Source organism: Streptomyces sp. BRA346 (genome assembly GCF_052851135.1).
On sequence record NZ_JAIWIH010000030.1, the window covers coordinates 66,139 to 80,811 of the forward strand.

15 protein-coding genes are annotated in these 14,673 nt (G+C 70.7%); 6 read left to right on the forward strand and 9 right to left on the reverse strand.

Annotated features, from left to right (window positions below):
- Positions 1–104 precede the first annotated feature (104 nt).
- On the forward strand, positions 105–839 hold the full coding sequence (locus LCH29_RS30905; protein WP_446464991.1) for a copper chaperone PCu(A)C: 735 nt from the start codon (positions 105–107) through the stop codon (positions 837–839).
- A 307-nt stretch (positions 840–1,146) separates the two neighbouring features.
- Here LCH29_RS30905 and LCH29_RS30910 read toward each other — a convergent pair whose 3' ends face one another.
- Both LCH29_RS30910 and LCH29_RS30915 read right to left on the reverse strand, forming a co-directional pair.
- Entirely contained in the window at positions 1,147–1,827 is a 681-nt protein-coding gene (locus LCH29_RS30910; RefSeq protein WP_446464992.1) for a response regulator, read from the reverse strand.
- Positions 1,824–3,113 (reverse strand): sensor histidine kinase, encoded by a 1,290-nt coding sequence (locus LCH29_RS30915; RefSeq protein WP_446464993.1) that lies wholly within the window; start codon positions 3,111–3,113, stop codon positions 1,824–1,826. Before LCH29_RS30915 ends, LCH29_RS30910 begins: the two co-directional genes overlap by 4 nt.
- Before the next feature lie 289 nt (positions 3,114–3,402).
- Here LCH29_RS30915 and phoU point away from each other — a divergent pair, with 289 nt between their 5' ends.
- The 5 genes from phoU to LCH29_RS30940 all read left to right on the forward strand — a co-directional run bounded on the left by phoU (position 3,403) and on the right by LCH29_RS30940 (position 6,082).
- Positions 3,403–4,077 carry a phosphate signaling complex protein PhoU gene (gene phoU / locus LCH29_RS30920; protein WP_446464994.1) on the forward strand — a complete coding sequence of 225 codons (675 nt, stop codon included), beginning with the start codon at positions 3,403–3,405 and terminating at the stop codon, positions 4,075–4,077.
- A 114-nt stretch (positions 4,078–4,191) separates the two neighbouring features.
- Positions 4,192–4,317, forward strand: a complete 126-nt coding sequence (locus LCH29_RS30925) for a hypothetical protein (RefSeq protein WP_257231966.1) — start codon at positions 4,192–4,194, stop codon at positions 4,315–4,317.
- Between the two features lie 129 nt (positions 4,318–4,446).
- Entirely contained in the window at positions 4,447–4,671 is a 225-nt protein-coding gene (locus tag LCH29_RS30930; RefSeq protein WP_446464995.1) for a hypothetical protein, read from the forward strand.
- A 290-nt stretch (positions 4,672–4,961) separates the two neighbouring features.
- Complete coding sequence (locus LCH29_RS30935) at positions 4,962–5,723, forward strand: DUF6232 family protein (RefSeq protein WP_446464996.1); 762 nt, start codon at positions 4,962–4,964, stop codon at positions 5,721–5,723.
- Positions 5,723–6,082 carry a hypothetical protein gene (locus tag LCH29_RS30940; RefSeq protein WP_446464997.1) on the forward strand — a complete coding sequence of 120 codons (360 nt, stop codon included), beginning with the start codon at positions 5,723–5,725 and terminating at the stop codon, positions 6,080–6,082. The genes LCH29_RS30935 and LCH29_RS30940 overlap by 1 nt, the downstream gene beginning before the upstream one ends.
- On the opposite strand, the gene LCH29_RS30945 is transcribed toward LCH29_RS30940, so the two are convergent.
- From LCH29_RS30945 to istA, 7 genes are all read right to left on the reverse strand, one after another.
- A complete protein-coding gene (locus tag LCH29_RS30945; RefSeq protein ID WP_446464998.1) occupies positions 6,066–7,007 on the reverse strand; it encodes a glycosyltransferase family 2 protein in 942 nt (313 codons plus the stop codon). The two genes, LCH29_RS30940 and LCH29_RS30945, sit on opposite strands and share 17 nt — an antisense overlap.
- A gap of 141 nt (positions 7,008–7,148) precedes the next feature.
- Positions 7,149–7,544 carry a hypothetical protein gene (locus LCH29_RS30950; RefSeq protein WP_446464999.1) on the reverse strand — a complete coding sequence of 132 codons (396 nt, stop codon included), beginning with the start codon at positions 7,542–7,544 and terminating at the stop codon, positions 7,149–7,151.
- A gap of 108 nt (positions 7,545–7,652) precedes the next feature.
- Complete coding sequence (locus LCH29_RS30955; protein ID WP_446465000.1) at positions 7,653–10,055, reverse strand: glycosyltransferase; 2,403 nt, start codon at positions 10,053–10,055, stop codon at positions 7,653–7,655.
- 188 nt (positions 10,056–10,243) lie between these two features.
- Positions 10,244–11,218 (reverse strand): CU044_5270 family protein, encoded by a 975-nt coding sequence (locus tag LCH29_RS30960; protein WP_446465001.1) that lies wholly within the window; start codon positions 11,216–11,218, stop codon positions 10,244–10,246.
- Positions 11,211–11,828 carry an RNA polymerase sigma factor gene (locus LCH29_RS30965; RefSeq protein ID WP_446465002.1) on the reverse strand — a complete coding sequence of 206 codons (618 nt, stop codon included), beginning with the start codon at positions 11,826–11,828 and terminating at the stop codon, positions 11,211–11,213. Before LCH29_RS30965 ends, LCH29_RS30960 begins: the two co-directional genes overlap by 8 nt.
- A gap of 630 nt (positions 11,829–12,458) precedes the next feature.
- The gene (gene istB / locus LCH29_RS30970) at positions 12,459–13,316 is read right to left on the reverse strand and encodes an IS21-like element helper ATPase IstB (protein ID WP_446465003.1); all 858 of its coding nucleotides are present in this window, start codon (positions 13,314–13,316) and stop codon (positions 12,459–12,461) included.
- Positions 13,316–14,566: an IS21 family transposase gene (gene istA / locus LCH29_RS30975; protein WP_446465004.1), complete on the reverse strand. Its 1,251-nt coding sequence runs from the start codon at positions 14,564–14,566 to the stop codon at positions 13,316–13,318. Before istA ends, istB begins: the two co-directional genes overlap by 1 nt.
- Positions 14,567–14,673: the final 107 nt, after the last annotated feature.

Consider the following 14,673-nt stretch of genomic DNA (forward strand, 5'->3'; position numbering starts at 1 on the left):
GCGCGTCGTCCCCGAAGGCGGGTCGGGTGCGGGGCCAGAAGGGCGGATCGGTAACCTAAGCGCGCTGATCCAACTTTTACCTCGTCCTAGGAGATGCCGCCGCCGTGAGCAGCAGCCTTCGACGCGGCGCCCTCGCCGCAGCCGCCATCGTGGTCTCGGTCGCCCCGCTCTCCGCCTGCGGAGCCGGGAACGACGCGCAGACGCTGCAGGTCAAGCCCGACAACGCCGCGACGTCCGTCGGCGATATCAAAATCCAGAACGCCACCGTGGTGACCCAGCCGGACCGTACGGCGAAGGGCCCGGCCGTGGTCACGGCCCGGATCTTCAACAACGGCGACCGGGACGAGACCCTCACGGCCATCACGCTTCCCGACGCGAAGGCGACGGCGAAGCTGCACCCGGCCAAGGGCGCGGGCAAGGCCGCGAGCAAGATCGTCGTCCCGGCGGGCGGCTCCGTCGCCCTCGGCGGCGAGGGCAACGCCTCCGCCGTCGTCTCCGACGGGCGCGAGGCCGCCAAGGACGGCGACGCCCAGCGGATCGTCTTCGACCTCAGCTCGACCGGCGACGTGCCGATCACGGCCTTCGTCGTGCCCGCGACGAGCTACTTCAAGGGCTGGGGCCCGTCCGAGCTGCCGACCCCGACCCCGTCGGCCCCCCGGGGCGGTACGCCCTCCGGCAAGCCGGGCCAGACCACCCCGGGCCAGACGGCGCAGCCGGGCGGCGACAAGCCGAGCGGCAAGCCGTCCGACACGGCTTCCGGCTCGGCGAGCAACAAGCCGGGCGGCGGCCAGAGCAACGGCATTGCCTCCGGCGAGCCGACGCCGAACGACGAGGACTGAGCACACGCGAGGGCGGCCCCGGAGATCCGGGGCCGCCCTCGCGTTGCAGCGCCGCCGTGCCGCGGCTGAGGCCGTCTTACGGCCCGTCCCGTACGCGCCCGGCCCGTACGCGAACGTACGGGGCTGGTCTACGGCTCGAACGTGTAGCCCAGGCCACGCACCGTCACCAGGTAGCNCGGGGCNCCNGGNTCCGGCTCGAACCCCCTCCCGCGTGCACACCTCGCACCAATCGGCCCCGGAGAGGCCTCACAGGCCTCGGCGCACTGCGCCGGACTCCGTCCAGCGGGCCCCGCCCGAGGCCGCTGGTCTACGGCTCGAACNTGTAGCCCAGGCCNCGCACCGTCACCAGGTAGCGCGGGGCGCCGGGGTCGGGCTCGATCTTGGCTCGCAGGCGCTTGACGTGGACGTCGAGGGTCTTCGTATCGCCCACGTAGTCGGCGCCCCACACGCGGTCGATCAGCTGCATCCGGGTCAGCACCCGGCCCGCGTTGCGCAGCAGCATCTCCAGCAGGTCGAACTCCTTCAGCGGGAGGTCCACCTTGCCGCCGCCGACCGTGACCACGTGCCGGTCCACGTCCATCCGGACCGGGCCCGCCTCCAGGGCCGCGGGGGTGACCTCCTCCGGCTCGCCGCGGCGGCGCAGGACGGCTCTGATGCGGGCCACCAGCTCACGCGACGAGAAGGGTTTGGTCACGTAGTCGTCGGCCCCTATTTCCAGGCCGACGACCTTGTCGATCTCGCTGTCCTTGGCGGTCACCATGATCACCGGGACGTTGGACCGGCCGCGCAGCTGGCGGCACACCTCCGTACCGGGCAGCCCCGGCAGCATCAGGTCGAGCAGCACCAGATCGGCGCCGTTCCGCTCGAACTCGTCGAGCCCCTCGGGTCCCGTTGCCGCGATGGCGACCTCGAATCCCTCCTTACGGAGCATGTACGACAGCGCGTCGCTGAACGATTCCTCGTCCTCGACGACCAGAACTCGGGTCACGGAAGGACCTCCGGGGCAGAAAGTTGATCATTGGTGAAGGTCTCGTACGGTCGGTCGCCGTCCTCCCCATCGAGGTCGGATCCGGAATCGTACGGCTCGCCCGGCCCGCCGGCCGGGCGATCCCGGTCCCCCCGCGCCGCGCCGGCTTCCGGGAGCCTCAGGGTGAAGGTGGAGCCCTGTCCCTCAGCGCTCCACACCGTGACCTCCCCGCCGTGCGAGGCGGCCACGTGCTTGACGATGGCGAGACCGAGGCCGGTTCCGCCGGTCTGCCGCGAGCGGGCCGGGTCGACCCGGTAGAACCGCTCGAAGATCCGCTCGCGGTCCTTTTCCGAGATGCCGATGCCCTGGTCGGTCACGGCGACCTCGATCAAATCGCCGCCCGTCGCGGGGATGCGGCGGGCCGCGATGCCGACGCGGGTGCGGGCCGGGCTGTAGTTGACGGCGTTCTCGACGAGGTTGCCGAGGGCGGCGGCCAGCTGGCCCCGGTTGCCCCACACCCGCAGATCGGCGGTGCCGCCGGTGGCCATCGTGATCTGCTTGGTGCCCGCCTGGTGGCGGCAGCGGTCGATGGCCTCGGCGACCAGTTCGTCCACCCGTACCGGCTCGGCGTCCTCCAGCGGGTCGTCGTTCTGGACCCGGGAGAGGTCGATCAGCTCCTGGACGAGGCTGGACAGCCGGGTCGCCTCGACCTGCATCCGGCCCGCGAAGCGGCTGACCGCCTCCGGGTCGTCGGACGCGTCCATGACGGCCTCGGAGAGCAGGGAGAGCGCGCCGACCGGGGTCTTCAGCTCATGGCTGACGTTCGCGACGAAGTCGCGCCGTACGGCCTCGATCCGGCGGGCCTCGGTGAGGTCCTCGACCAGCAGCAGGACCAGCCGGGAGCCGAGCGGAGCCACTCTGGCGGACACGGCCAGGGCGTCGCCCCGGCCGGTGCCGCGCCGCGGCAGGTCCAGCTCGATCTGCCGGATCTCGCCGTCCCGCCGGGTGTCGCGGGCCATCGCCAGCATCGGCTCGACGGCGAGCTTGCCGCCGCGCACCAGCCCCAGCGCGTACGCGGCCGAGCTGGCCTTGACGACGGCGTCCGCCTCGTCGAGGACGACGGCCGAGGAACGCAGTACCGAGAGCACGGTGTCCACACCGGGCGGCAGGGCGGCATCGGTATGCAGCGATGAGCGCGTAGGCTTCGCCTGTTCGCGCTCGCTCCAGCGGAACGCCAGCATGGCGATGACACCGGTGCACAACCCGGCGAGCGCCGCCACTGCGGCGATCGCCGCGTTCACGTTCATGCATCCAAGGTTATGCGGGCGGGGAGCGGCCTCCACAGCCCCGCACAGGCCCCCTCGAACAGACGTTGCCGAGAGTTCACCGGGGGGATGGCGCCGGTTCACTCCCGACACCGCGGCGACCGACCGCCGCACGGGGTGGCGTGGGGAGCGTTGCCGAGAGTTCACCTTGACGTCCTGGGCGGTTAACCGCGGGGGGTCGCGCCGGACGCGTTCCGATCCGAACGTGGCAGGGTGGGGCACACGAGTCCACGAAGATCCGTCAGCGAGAGTCAGTGAGAGAAGGTCAGTGATGCGCGACGCGTACCACGAGGAGCTGGATTCGATCGGGGAGGGCCTGGTCGATATGGCCCGGCTCGTCGGTTCGGCCATCGGCCGCGCCACCACATCCATCCTGGACGCGGACCTGAAGCTCGCCGAGAGCGTCATAGCCGCCGATGAGAAGGTCGACGACCTCCAGCGCGACCTGGAGAGCCGGGCGATAGCGCTCCTCGCCCGGCAGCAGCCGGTCGCCACCGATCTGCGGATCGTCGTCACCAGCCTGCGCATGAGCGCCGACCTCGAACGCTCCGGGGACCTGGCGCAGCACGTCGCCAAGCTCACCCGGCTCCGCTTCCCGGACAACGCCGTGCCGCACGACCTCCACGCCACCATCCTGGAGATGGGCCAGCTCGCGCAGCGGCTGATGGCGAAGGCGGCCGAGGTCATCGTCACCAAGGACGTCGACCTCGCCGGGCAGCTGGAGCAGGACGACGACGCGATGGACCTGCTCCACCGCACCCTCTTCCAGCACCTGATGGACGACCGCTGGAAGCACGGCATCGAGACGGCCGTCGACGTCACCCTGCTGGGCCGCTACTACGAGCGATTCGCGGACCACGCGGTGTCGGTCGCCAAGCGCGTCATCTACCTGGTCACGGGCGAGCACGCGGACGAGCTGGCCTCGGGCGCCCCCCAGGAGGCCTGAGCGGGCGCGGCCGCGTTACGGCGGCGTGCCTCCGCGCGCCGTCGATGCGCCCCTGTGGGCGGGCCGTGGACCGGGACCATGAGCAGCAGGTGCCCCCTCCCGAGGAGACGACTCATGGCGGACATCACCCGACCCGAACCCCAGCCCACCCACCCCATCGCCGCCTGCGGCTGCGGCTCGGGCTGTAGCTGCGGCTGCCAGTCCGGCGGCTCCTGCTCGTGCGGCGGCAATTGCGGCTGACGCGGCGACTGCGGCTGACGCGGCGACGCGGCGACGCACGGACGGGGCCCGGGACCGAGGACTGGTCCCGGGCCCTCTCCGTTCCTTTGCCGAGGTGCGGCCGAGGGCCGCTCCGGCGAATCTGGTCCTATGAACGATGGGACCCCGGCCCGGCCGCGCGTGGTGGTGGAGGAACCCCACGACGGCCGCCGCCGCGTGCGGATCGACGGTGAAGACGTGGGCGTGGTGGTGAACGCGGAAGAACTCCGCCGCCTCCTGACCCGCACGGGCCTGACGGGCGAGGACACCCCCGTCGACGACCCCCGCCTGATCGACTGGCAAGGCGGCGGCCCCGACGACTGGCCCGCCGCGTAGGCCCGGCGGCTTCGTACGCCCGGCGGTCTTCGTACGCCCGGCGGTCTTCGTACGCCCGGCGGTCTTCGTACGCCCGGCGGTCTTCGTACGCCCGGCGGTCTTCGTACGCCTGGCGGTCTTCGTACGCCCGGCGGGTGAACGACGACCCCAAGGGCGAGGTCCGGGCTGCGCGGAGGCCTGCCCACAACTTCCGTGCGGGGTACCACCTTTCCTGGTGAAACCACTTGCGTCAGCGGGGCTGAACGAGGTGAATGGACTGCACTCGGCAAGGGTGACCAAAGGGGGGTCGTGTGACATCAGCAGACTCGGCGGGGCCGGCATGGAACAGGGCTTCCGAGCCCGTATCCGCAGTCGGAGGCCCGCCACCGCCCACCGTTCCGCCGCAGCCCCCGGCCGCTCCGCCGTCCGCCGCCCCGCCGCAGCCCCCGGCCGGTCCGCCGCCCGCCGCCGATCCGCACCCCGATGTGGCACCGGCGGCCTCGGCCGAGCCGATCATCGGGGTCGGCCTGCGGGTCAGTAAGCAGCTGCTCTGGATCGGAGACGCCTACTACCCGCTGCGCAACGTCGCCCGGGTGTACACGCTCACCATCCGCCCCCGGCGCAAGGAAGCCGTGCTGCGCTTCGTGAAGCGGCTGCTGATCATCGGGGCGGTGACGACGATCCTGGCCCTGCTCGCCGCCATGATCGACAGCTCCAACCGCGGCGGCTTGGACAGCGGCGGCAGCGGTGGCTCCGGCGGTCTCTTCGTCCTCGTCGTGATCGCCGCGGTCGCGGCGCTGATCTACTCCCTCGTGGAGATGCTGTCGGTGCTCGGCGCACCCGCGCACTTCGTCCTGGCCATCGAGACCTCCGGCCCGTCCACCGCCGTGGTGTCCGGCCGCCAACCGGACCAACTGCGGCAGCTGGCCCACCAGATCGCCGACGCGATCGAGAACCCGGAGGCGGAATTCACGGTGCAGGTGGACACCATCACCATCAGCCCCCAGCACTACTACTTCGGAGACAACGTCAACATGTACGGCGGCAGCGGCAACGTGGGGATGGCGAGCTGATGAGCGGGGACCAGCACTACTACTTCGGCGGCGGCGACCACGTCACCATGCACGGTGGCTCGGGCAACGTCGGCATCGACAAGCGCGTCACTCCGGTCCCGGAGCAGCCCGAGGCCGTCCAGGAGGCCCTCCGCGAGCTCCTCACCCTGGTCCGGGAACTGCGCGCCCAGGTGCCTCCGGTCAGCGCCGGTGCCCTCGACGACTCGCTCCCGGCGCTCCGCGCCGATGCGGATGTCCCACCACAGGAGCGGCACCGCGCCCTGCTCGCCGTCGCGGGCATCGCCGCGACCGTCGGTGCGCTCGGCGTACCGATCATCGAGGCCGTCAACAAGGTCCTCGAACTCATGGGCGCGAAGTGAGCTCCTTCTCCTCCAGCTCCTTCGCCTCCAGCTCCTTCTTCAGCCGCTGGATGTGGTAGTGCTGCACCCGCGCCGTGCGCTGTAGGGCCATCACCGCGGTGAGGAAATGATCCATCTCGGCGGCCCGGGTGAGGATGTCGTCGGGCACGTGTTCGTCCCGCAGGCAGGCTTCCGCGTCCTGGCTGAGCACGGCCTGCGCCCAGCCGCGGGTGACCGGCTTGAACAGGCTCGGGTGCTTGGCCACGATCCGCGCCCGGATGGCCAGGTCGTTCTCGGCGGCCTCCACGTGCAGTCCCGTGTCCTTGTTGCGCGCCCCGAACAGCGGCTCGTGGATGTGGTGGGCATCGAAGCCGTGCTCGACGCAGCCGACCCAGAAGTCCCAGTCCTCTCCGGCCCGCATGCTCTCGTCGTAGCCGCCCACGGTCCGCCACACCTCCCGGCGGTACAGCGAGCAGTAGAACATGATCAGCCGCTGGAGCATCAGTTCCCGGCTGTAGGCGGGGAGGGACATCGCCTGCGGGGGCAGATCGTCGTCGGTGAAGGTGAACACATCGGTGGAGGCGATCGCGATGCCGGGGTTGCCGTCCAGGACCGCGACGGTCTTCTCGAGCATCGTGGGAGCGATCACGTCGTCGGCGTCCATCGGAAGGACGTAGCGACCGGTGGCTTCCTCGATCCCGGTGTTGCGGGCGGCCGAGACGCCGCCGTTCGCCCGCTGGACGAGCCTGATGCGCCGGTCGGGGTGGCGGGCGATCAGGGACCGGGCCACCTCGGCGGTGTTGTCGGTGCTGCCGTCGTCGACGATGAGGAGCTCCCAGTCCCGGAAGGTCTGGGCGAGGACGCTGGACACGGCCTCGGGCAGATAGCGGGCGTAGTCATGGCAGGGGATGACCACCGAGACGACAGGGGCGGGTTGGTGTGGCATGCGCGGTCTTTCCGTTCGGGACGGGAAGGGGGAGGTGTCGGGCGTGGGAATCCGGCGGGCCGGAAGCCGGTGTTCCGGGCGCCGGCCGTCCCCCGGGGGCCGCTTCCGCGGGCCCACGGCCGGGCACTGCGACGGATCGCGCTAGCCGCGCCCGGGCTCCGCGTACTCGCGGTGGAGGCCGAACCCGAGGTCGCGTCCGGGGACGTCACCGACCTCGCAGTACCACCCCCAGCCGGGGATGGTGATGTTGCCGACGTTGCAGCAGTGCCCGTAGTCGGTGATGGTCACGTTGTTCACGGGCGGGCAGCAGTGCCCGTAGTCGGTGATGGTGACGTTGCCTATCGGCTCGCAGGGGTGACGGAGTCCGGGCGTGAGGGTGACGTCGCCGCTCATCGGCTGTCCTGAGGACCCGTACGTCGCCGTCTCCGTCCGCGCGTCCGGAGCGACGGCGGCGTAGGCCGCCTCCGCGGTGCTGAGCAGTCCGGCCGTGGCGAGCGCGGCAGGCAGGGCCAGTGAGGTCATGACACGGGATTTCACGGTGGCACCTTTCCTTGGGGTGCGGGGGATCTGCCCGGAATGCTGGTGTATGTCGCAGCGCGGGCAGTGAAGCCACCGTAAGTTTGGTCACTCACCGCGTCAAAACGATTACTCACTGTGCGTGACGGCGAGGGTGGCGGGCTCCGGCCGCGGTGCGCCGTGGTGCGGATGCACCACTTCCAGATCGGGCAGGGCCCAGCAGGCGATGCCCATGTCCAGAGCCATCGCCGCCAGCCCCTCGGTCTCGATGACCTGCCGGTAGGGGAAGGACGGGAAGGTGAGACCGTCGCGGTGCAACTCCGCGCGGACCAGCAGCGCGGTTCCGCCGACCGAGTCGACGCGGACGAGTCCGCGGCCGCGCAGCTCGTCGAGGTACGTCCGGCCGAAACCCCGGGGAGGCTGGAGGATGCCGTCGCGCAGCCACTGGGCCCAGTTGAGCGTGCCCGCTCCGGGCTTGAGGACGAAGGTGTTGAGGTCGTACGTCGGCCCGCCGGGTGCGGTGGCGCAGTGCGGGACGACGATGTCCTTGCGCGCGCCGAGCAGGCGCTGGACGAGGTCCGCCGGGTAGCCGGTGACATCGACGTCGAGCCACAGCACCCACTCCTCGTCGGCCAGGGCCCGGGCGAGGAGATGGTTGCGCACCTTGGCCAGCACCGACCGGCGCCGGCGCTGGACGCCCTGCTCCCAGCGGGGTCCGGCCAGCTGGAGGCCGTAGTCGCGGTGGACGAGGGTCACCCGCCGGAACTCCGCCTCGAGGTCGGGCAGGACCTGCCGGAGCAGTTCCGGGGTCGCGTCCCTGCTGTCGCCCTCCAGCAGGCCCAGCGAGATCGCCTCGCGCGGGTAGTCCAGGGTGCGCAGGCGGTCCAGGTAGCCGGGCAGGAACGCGGCCGCGTCCTTGAGGGGCGTGAGCACCAGCACCGGGGGCCGCTCGCTCGCCGGTGCCACGGCGGGCTCGGGGACCGGCCGCGGCTTCCGCTCGTCCGTGCGCCCGGCTCCCGCGGCGGTCTCGGCGTGTGCGGCGGTCTCGGCGTGCGCGATGTCCCCCGGCTCGAGCGGCAGCCGGGCCGCCATGGCGAGCAACTGCTCGGTGTAGGCACCGGGTTCGGCCCACACCTGGGTCGCCACCTCGAAGTGCTCCGCGAAATGGGACTCGTCGAAGGTGTTGTTCCCGTGGCACACGTACGTGTACAGGTCGGGCGCGTCCACCGAGACGACCCGGCAGCTTCGGACCAGTTCCTCGGCCACCGGGGTGTCCTCGCCACGGCGCTCGGCCGGATAGCGCGGGAGCCGGTCCTTCGCGCACACCATCGACCCTTCCCAGACCCGCGCGCAGGAGACGGCGAGCTTGCGGCGGGCGGGCCACCACAGCCGCTCACGGGCGAGGAAGCACGCGTCCGCACCGAGCGCGAGAATCGCCGCCATCTGGCTCTCCACCCGCTCCGGGTCGTACAGGTCGTCGTCGTCCCACTGGCACACGTACGGCCCGGTGGCCCGGTCCACCGCCTCATTGCGCAGCTCCCCCAGGGTCCGTCGCTCCGGGGGGAGCCGGTGATGGCGGATCCGCGGATCGCCCAGGTCACGGATGTGCTGTTCGAGCACGTCGTCGGTGCCGTCCTCCAGCACGACCAGCTCCAGGTTCGGATAGGTCTGAGCGGTGAAGCACCTGATCGCGCGGCGGGCCGTGGCCGAGCGGTCCTTGGTCACCATCAGGCACGACACGGTCGGCGCCGGCGCGCCCGCGGCCCAACGGCAGCGCTGCGCCTCCAGGCTGAGCAGCCCGTCGGCGACCGGCTGCCGATCCTGGCTCGCCCAGAACGGGAACCGTCTGCCCGCCGAGACCCTCGGCGCGGTCGCGGTGTCGCAGGCCCAGCTGCCCGACCAGTGGTGCACGGCGTACGCACGCTCGTAGTCGGCCTCCTGCGGGCCGAACAGCTCCGTCGCGTACGGGCTCACCTCCGGATACAGGGCCTCCGGCCCGACCACCGTGATCGAGTCCGGCTCCGGGGCACTGTCGACCGCTCGGGTGAGGAAGAACGGGCCGGTCGTATCGAGCGTGCCCGGCAGCTTGTGGGCACCGACCAGTCGACGGTGCACATGGGCCCACAGGGGGTGCCCCGGCCGCGACGCGATGAACGCGTTCCCGATGATGCGGGTGAATCCCTGCTGCCGGGCCAGCAACAAGCGGGTGTGCACCTCCGGTTCACAGCCGAGGACGAGTTCGCGCCCGTCGAGGAGGTCGGAGACCGGCTTCAGGCACTCGAAATCCAGATCCACGTAGAGGCCGCCGAAATGGTCGAGCAAGAAATAGCGGATCGCGTCGGCCCGCATGATCGGTTCGGGATAGCCGTCGTAGACCGGCAGGAACCACGGATAGTGCTCCTGGAGAAACACGCGATTGTCCGCGTCCGTCCACAACCGATAACCCCAGCCTGGGTGGTGCAGCTGCCAGGACTCGGCCCACTCCTGCCATGCCGGAGGGAGGTCGGCGTCTTTCCATGTCTGGTGAATCACGGGGGGAATTGTCTTTTGTGCAGCCATTCGCACAGTATGTCGGCTTGCCCGGCGGGCCGGATATCCACCGATGCCCGCCGCCGGAGCAATCACCCGAACGGCGGGCCACCCCCGCGACGGGCCGCCGGCCACCGGCGTTCCCACGTGTCAGGGGCGGTCTCCACGAGACCGCCCCTGACCGGCCCAGGCTAGGGGCGCTGCTTCAAGCGGTCGACGATCGCCCAGTCCGCCACGTGCGACAGCTGGATGTACGTCTTCTTCCCGGAACGCGAGGTCCGCTCGTCGCGGAAGCCCAGGAATTCATAGGACTTCGGGTCGAAGATGAGGTACTTGCCCTTCTCGGACGCGCGCTTGGGGTAGGAGATGCCCACCCCGGTGCGCCCGGCGGAGTCCTTCATCCCCGGGGTCGCCTTGACTCCGGGCACCAGGGCCAGCGCCTCGTACGCGGCGGGACGCAGTCCCTCGGGCAGCACCGGCCACTTCAGGAGTTCGCCGAGCATGAAGTAGGCGTCGTACCAGTCCCACGCGGTGAAGTCGTCGATCGACTTGTCGGACGTGCCGACGCCGACGATGCGCGGGATGAGCTTCTCCGGGTCGGTGGGCAGCTTCTTCAGCTCGCTCCACTCCCGGGGCGGCCACACCCCCTCGTTCTTGCCCAGGGGCTTTTCCCAGATCACCCGGCCGAGCTCCATGGTCAGAGATCGCTGGGAGCCGTCCACCGAGTCCCAGTTGACGTCCACGTAGGTCTTGACCGCGCCGGTCTTCCGCTCCGTCTCCTTGATGATCCGCTTCCAGTAGATGAACTGGTCGTCGCGCGGCGCCACGGGCTTCTCGTGCTGACTCGCCCGCGCTGCCGCCCCGTTCAGCACCGTCACGGCGGCGGCGTTGCGCATCTGCGGGGCGTTCGTGCCCGCGCGGCCGGTGCGGTCGCCCTCGTCGGCGCCGTCCGCGGCGATCAGTACCGCCGTGCCCGTAACCGCCATGGTGACCACCGCGGCTGTCGCGAGGCGCAGCGTGTGGCGGCGGCTGGGTGCGGCGTCGGGGTGCCGCTCCGTGCGCGCAATCGTGTTGAGCAGTCGGTGGCGGGCCTGCGCTCGGGCCGGTTCGGTGAGCGGGGCCGCGTCCGCGTTCCAGTCCCGCAGGAGTTCGAGTTCGTCAGTCATGGCCGGATGCCTCTCGCAGTGTCGTCGGATCGGATCCGCCCAACGCTTCGCGTAGCTTGCTGCGAGCCCGGTGCAGCCGTGATCTGACCGTGCCGATGGGGACACCGAGGGCCTGGGCCACCTCCTCGTAGCCGAGACCGCCCCACGCCACCAGCAGCAGCACGTCCCGGTGCCGCGCGGGCAGTGCGGCCAGTGCCGCCGCCAGCTCGCGGCGTACGGCCTGTGCCCCTACCCGGGCCGCGGCCCGGTCGGCCAGCGGCTCCTCGTGATCGGCGGGAGCCGGGATGCGGGCCAGGGCCTTGAACCGGCGGGCCTCGGCCCGCCGGTGCCGGCCGACCAGGTTGGTCGCTATGCCGAACAGCCAGGGCCGGGCGTCGTTGCCCGTGGCCCGCACGGGGTCGTACCGGTGCCGCTGCTGGAAAGCGGTGGTGAAGGTCTCCGCCATGAGGTCGTCGGCCGGCTCGCCGCCGAGCCTACGGGCCAGATAACGGTGTACCGCATCCGCGTGCCGGTCGAAGAGCACGGCGAATGCCTCGGGCTCATCCCGGGACCGCGCAATGACCGAGGCATCGCTCTCCACCCCCGTGCGGACGCCTGGCTCGACGGTCATCGGGGCTCCTCTCATCCTGGGGAACGCTTCGAAGGCTTGGGCTTTCATCTCTCCTTCGCCCGTCGCCCCCGGTGAGTTCCCTCGGGGCCCAGTCAGCGGGAGCCGGAGCGGAAACAAGGCGGGGATCGTGAGCTGAGCACCACCAGTAAGCCCCCTGCCCGCGAAGCACTCGCGGGCAGGGGGCTTACTGGTGTCGGGTTACTTCTTCTTGCCCTGGTTCTTGCCGGGGATCTTGGTGAGCTGGGTTTTTGCTGGTGGGGGCGCTGTTCGCTCCGTCCTCGGTGGCCGTCATTGGTCGTTGTCGGGCACTACTGAGCGGCCTCGGACGGCCCAGGGACGGCCCAGCCAGCACCGTCACGTGCGGCGACTTACCGCGTTACGCAGTGCCTCGAACCAACTCAGGAGGAGCCACCGCAGCCACCAGAACCAGCCTCTCCGCCTACCTTGTGGCTGCGGTTCCGGACGCGCCAGCACGCGCGGAAGCCGGGGAGGAGTAGAGACACGTGGGCTTTGGCTTCCTCGGCCTCCACCACCGTGCAGATGGCAGTAGCCGTTCCACCCGGCCGGGTGTCGGCGACGGGTGAATCGTGACCCACTTTGGCCGGGTGAAAATGGACCCTTTTGCAGGGTTCAGTCGTTGTCGGTTCGGTCGGTGGGGACGCGTCCGAGTTCGCGTCCGCGCATGCGGTAGGAGTCTCCTTTGAGGGAGTGGACCTCGGCGTGGTGGACGAGGCGGTCGATCATGGCGGCGGCCACGGTCTCGTCGCCGAAGACCTCTCCCCAGCGCCCGAAGGGCTTGTTGCTGGTGACGATCACGGACGCGCGTTCGTAGCGATTCGAGATCAGCTGGAAGAACAGGTTCGCGGCCTCCGATTCGAAGGGGATGTAGCCCACCTCGTCGACCACGATCAGGGGATAGCGGCCCAGGCGGGTGAGCTCGGCGGCGAGGTTTCCGGCCTGGTGGGCGGTGGCGAGCCGGTCGACCCACTCGGCGGCGGTGGCGAAGGCGACGCGGTGTCCGGCCTGGCAGGCCCGCACTCCCAGGCCGATGGCCAGGTGAGTCTTGCCCGTGCCCGGCGGGCCCAGGAAAACGGCGTTTTCCTTGCCGGTGATGAAGTCCAGTGTGCCCAGGTGGGCCAGCTGTTCGCGCGTCAGGCCGCGCAGATGGGCGGCGTCGAGTTCCTCGAGCGTCTTGATGGCGGGGAAGCGGGCAGCGCGGACCCGTGCCTCGCCGCCGTGGGATTCGCGTGCGGAGACCTCGCGCTGGAGGCAGGCGACGAGGTATTCGGCATGTGTCCAGGACTCCTTGCGGGCCCGTTCGGCGAGCCGGTCGGCGGCGTCCAGCAGGGCCGGGGCCTTCAGGGCCCGGGCCAGGAATGCCAGTTCAGAGGAAGTCTGCTGGCCGGTGCGGCGGCCGGCGGCGCCGGCCTTGTCGACGGGCTGGGCCAGTGCGGCCTGGCTGGCTTCCGTTGTGGTGGCTGATGGCATCAGATGGCCTCCTTGTCGGCGCCGCCGTCGATGACGGTGAACAGCCGGTCATAGGTGCCCAGCTCGCGCTGTTCGACCTCGACCACCGGCCCGGTGCCGCCGACAGCCTGGATCTGACCTGTGGGACGGCGGGCCTGGTGACGCATCATCGCTCCGGCCTGGGCGTGCTCGGGATCGGTGAGGGTCTGGTGGCGGGCCCAGCAGCGGGCATGCCGGGCGACGATCTCCCCGCCGGTAGTCAGGACGATGACCTCGTCGTTGTCGGTCAGCACGGTGACGTGATGGCCGATGGCCGCGGGGTCGACGGAGTAGTCGCAAGTGTCGACGCGGACGTAGTGGTCGCGGCCCAGCCGGGTGGCGAACCGCCACCAGGTCGGCGGGTCGACTGCCGGCAGGGTCAGCATCTGGGCCCGGTCCGCCTCCCACCGGTCGGCCGGACGAGCCCCGAGGGTGCGGTGGACACGCCGGTTGGCGACCTTGAGCCAGTCGGCCAGTTGGGTGTTGAAATCGTCCGGACCGCTGAAGTGCCGCCCCGGCAGGAACGAGGTCTCCAGATAGCCGTTCGCCCTCTCCACCAGCCCTTTCGCCTCCGGATCCCGGGGGCGGCACAAACAGATCTTGGTGGCGAGCAGGCCCGCGAACGCGGCGAACTCGCTCGTGGGCCGTCCCCGGCCGACGCCGGCCTCGTTGTCCCAGACCAGCATCCGGGGAACGGCTCCCCACTGCGACAGCAGCCGCCAGTGGCCATCGATCAGGTCCCCGGTCCTCCTGGAGGGCAGTATCCGCGCGGCGATCAGCCGCGAGTAGCCCGAGACCATCACCAGCACCGGCGGGCGGCCGGTCTGCCCATAGCCGAGGGGGATCTGGGCCTGAGGAAACCACAGGTCGCACTGGGCCAGCTCGCCGGGCCGGTAGGTGGTGCGGGAAACCGGATCGACCGGGAGATAAGCGGGCCGCAGATCACGGACACGCTCCTTGAGGATCGTCATCCCCCGGTCCCAGCCGATCCGCTCGGCGATCACCGTCGCGGGCATCGTCGGGGTCTCCCGCAGCAGCTCGCGGATCTGCACCTCGACGGCGTCCACCGCCGAGCCCTTCGCCGGCCGCTCGTACTTCGGCGGCCGGTCACTGGCCAGGGCCCGCTTGACCGTGTTCTTCGAGATGCCCAGATGCCGCGCGATCGCCCGGATCGGCATCTCCTCCGCCCGGTGCAGACGGCGGATCTCTGCCCAGTCTTCCACGAGGATCACCCCTTCCCTCCTGACCTTGATCACCAAGGCCAAGAATCAGACGAAGATCCGCAAATGGGTCAGTATTGACACGCCGTCAAAGGGTCAGACTTCGACCGACGCCGAGA

Excerpts from the sequence above, each read along its gene's own strand:
- istB (WP_446465003.1), bottom strand. The coding sequence starts at position 13,316 with ATGCCATCAGCCACCACAACGGAAGCCAGCCAGGCCGCACTGGCCCAG.
- LCH29_RS30925 (WP_257231966.1), top strand. The coding sequence starts at position 4,192 with ATGGCGGACATCACCCGACCCGAACCCCAGCCCACCCACCCCATCGCC.
- LCH29_RS30940 (WP_446464997.1), top strand. The coding sequence starts at position 5,723 with ATGAGCGGGGACCAGCACTACTACTTCGGCGGCGGCGACCACGTCACC.
- phoU (WP_446464994.1), top strand. The coding sequence starts at position 3,403 with ATGCGCGACGCGTACCACGAGGAGCTGGATTCGATCGGGGAGGGCCTG.
- LCH29_RS30915 (WP_446464993.1), bottom strand. The coding sequence starts at position 3,113 with ATGAACGTGAACGCGGCGATCGCCGCAGTGGCGGCGCTCGCCGGGTTG.
- LCH29_RS30945 (WP_446464998.1), bottom strand. The coding sequence starts at position 7,007 with ATGCCACACCAACCCGCCCCTGTCGTCTCGGTGGTCATCCCCTGCCAT.
- LCH29_RS30960 (WP_446465001.1), bottom strand. The coding sequence starts at position 11,218 with ATGACTGACGAACTCGAACTCCTGCGGGACTGGAACGCGGACGCGGCC.
- LCH29_RS30965 (WP_446465002.1), bottom strand. The coding sequence starts at position 11,828 with ATGACCGTCGAGCCAGGCGTCCGCACGGGGGTGGAGAGCGATGCCTCG.
- LCH29_RS30930 (WP_446464995.1), top strand. The coding sequence starts at position 4,447 with ATGAACGATGGGACCCCGGCCCGGCCGCGCGTGGTGGTGGAGGAACCC.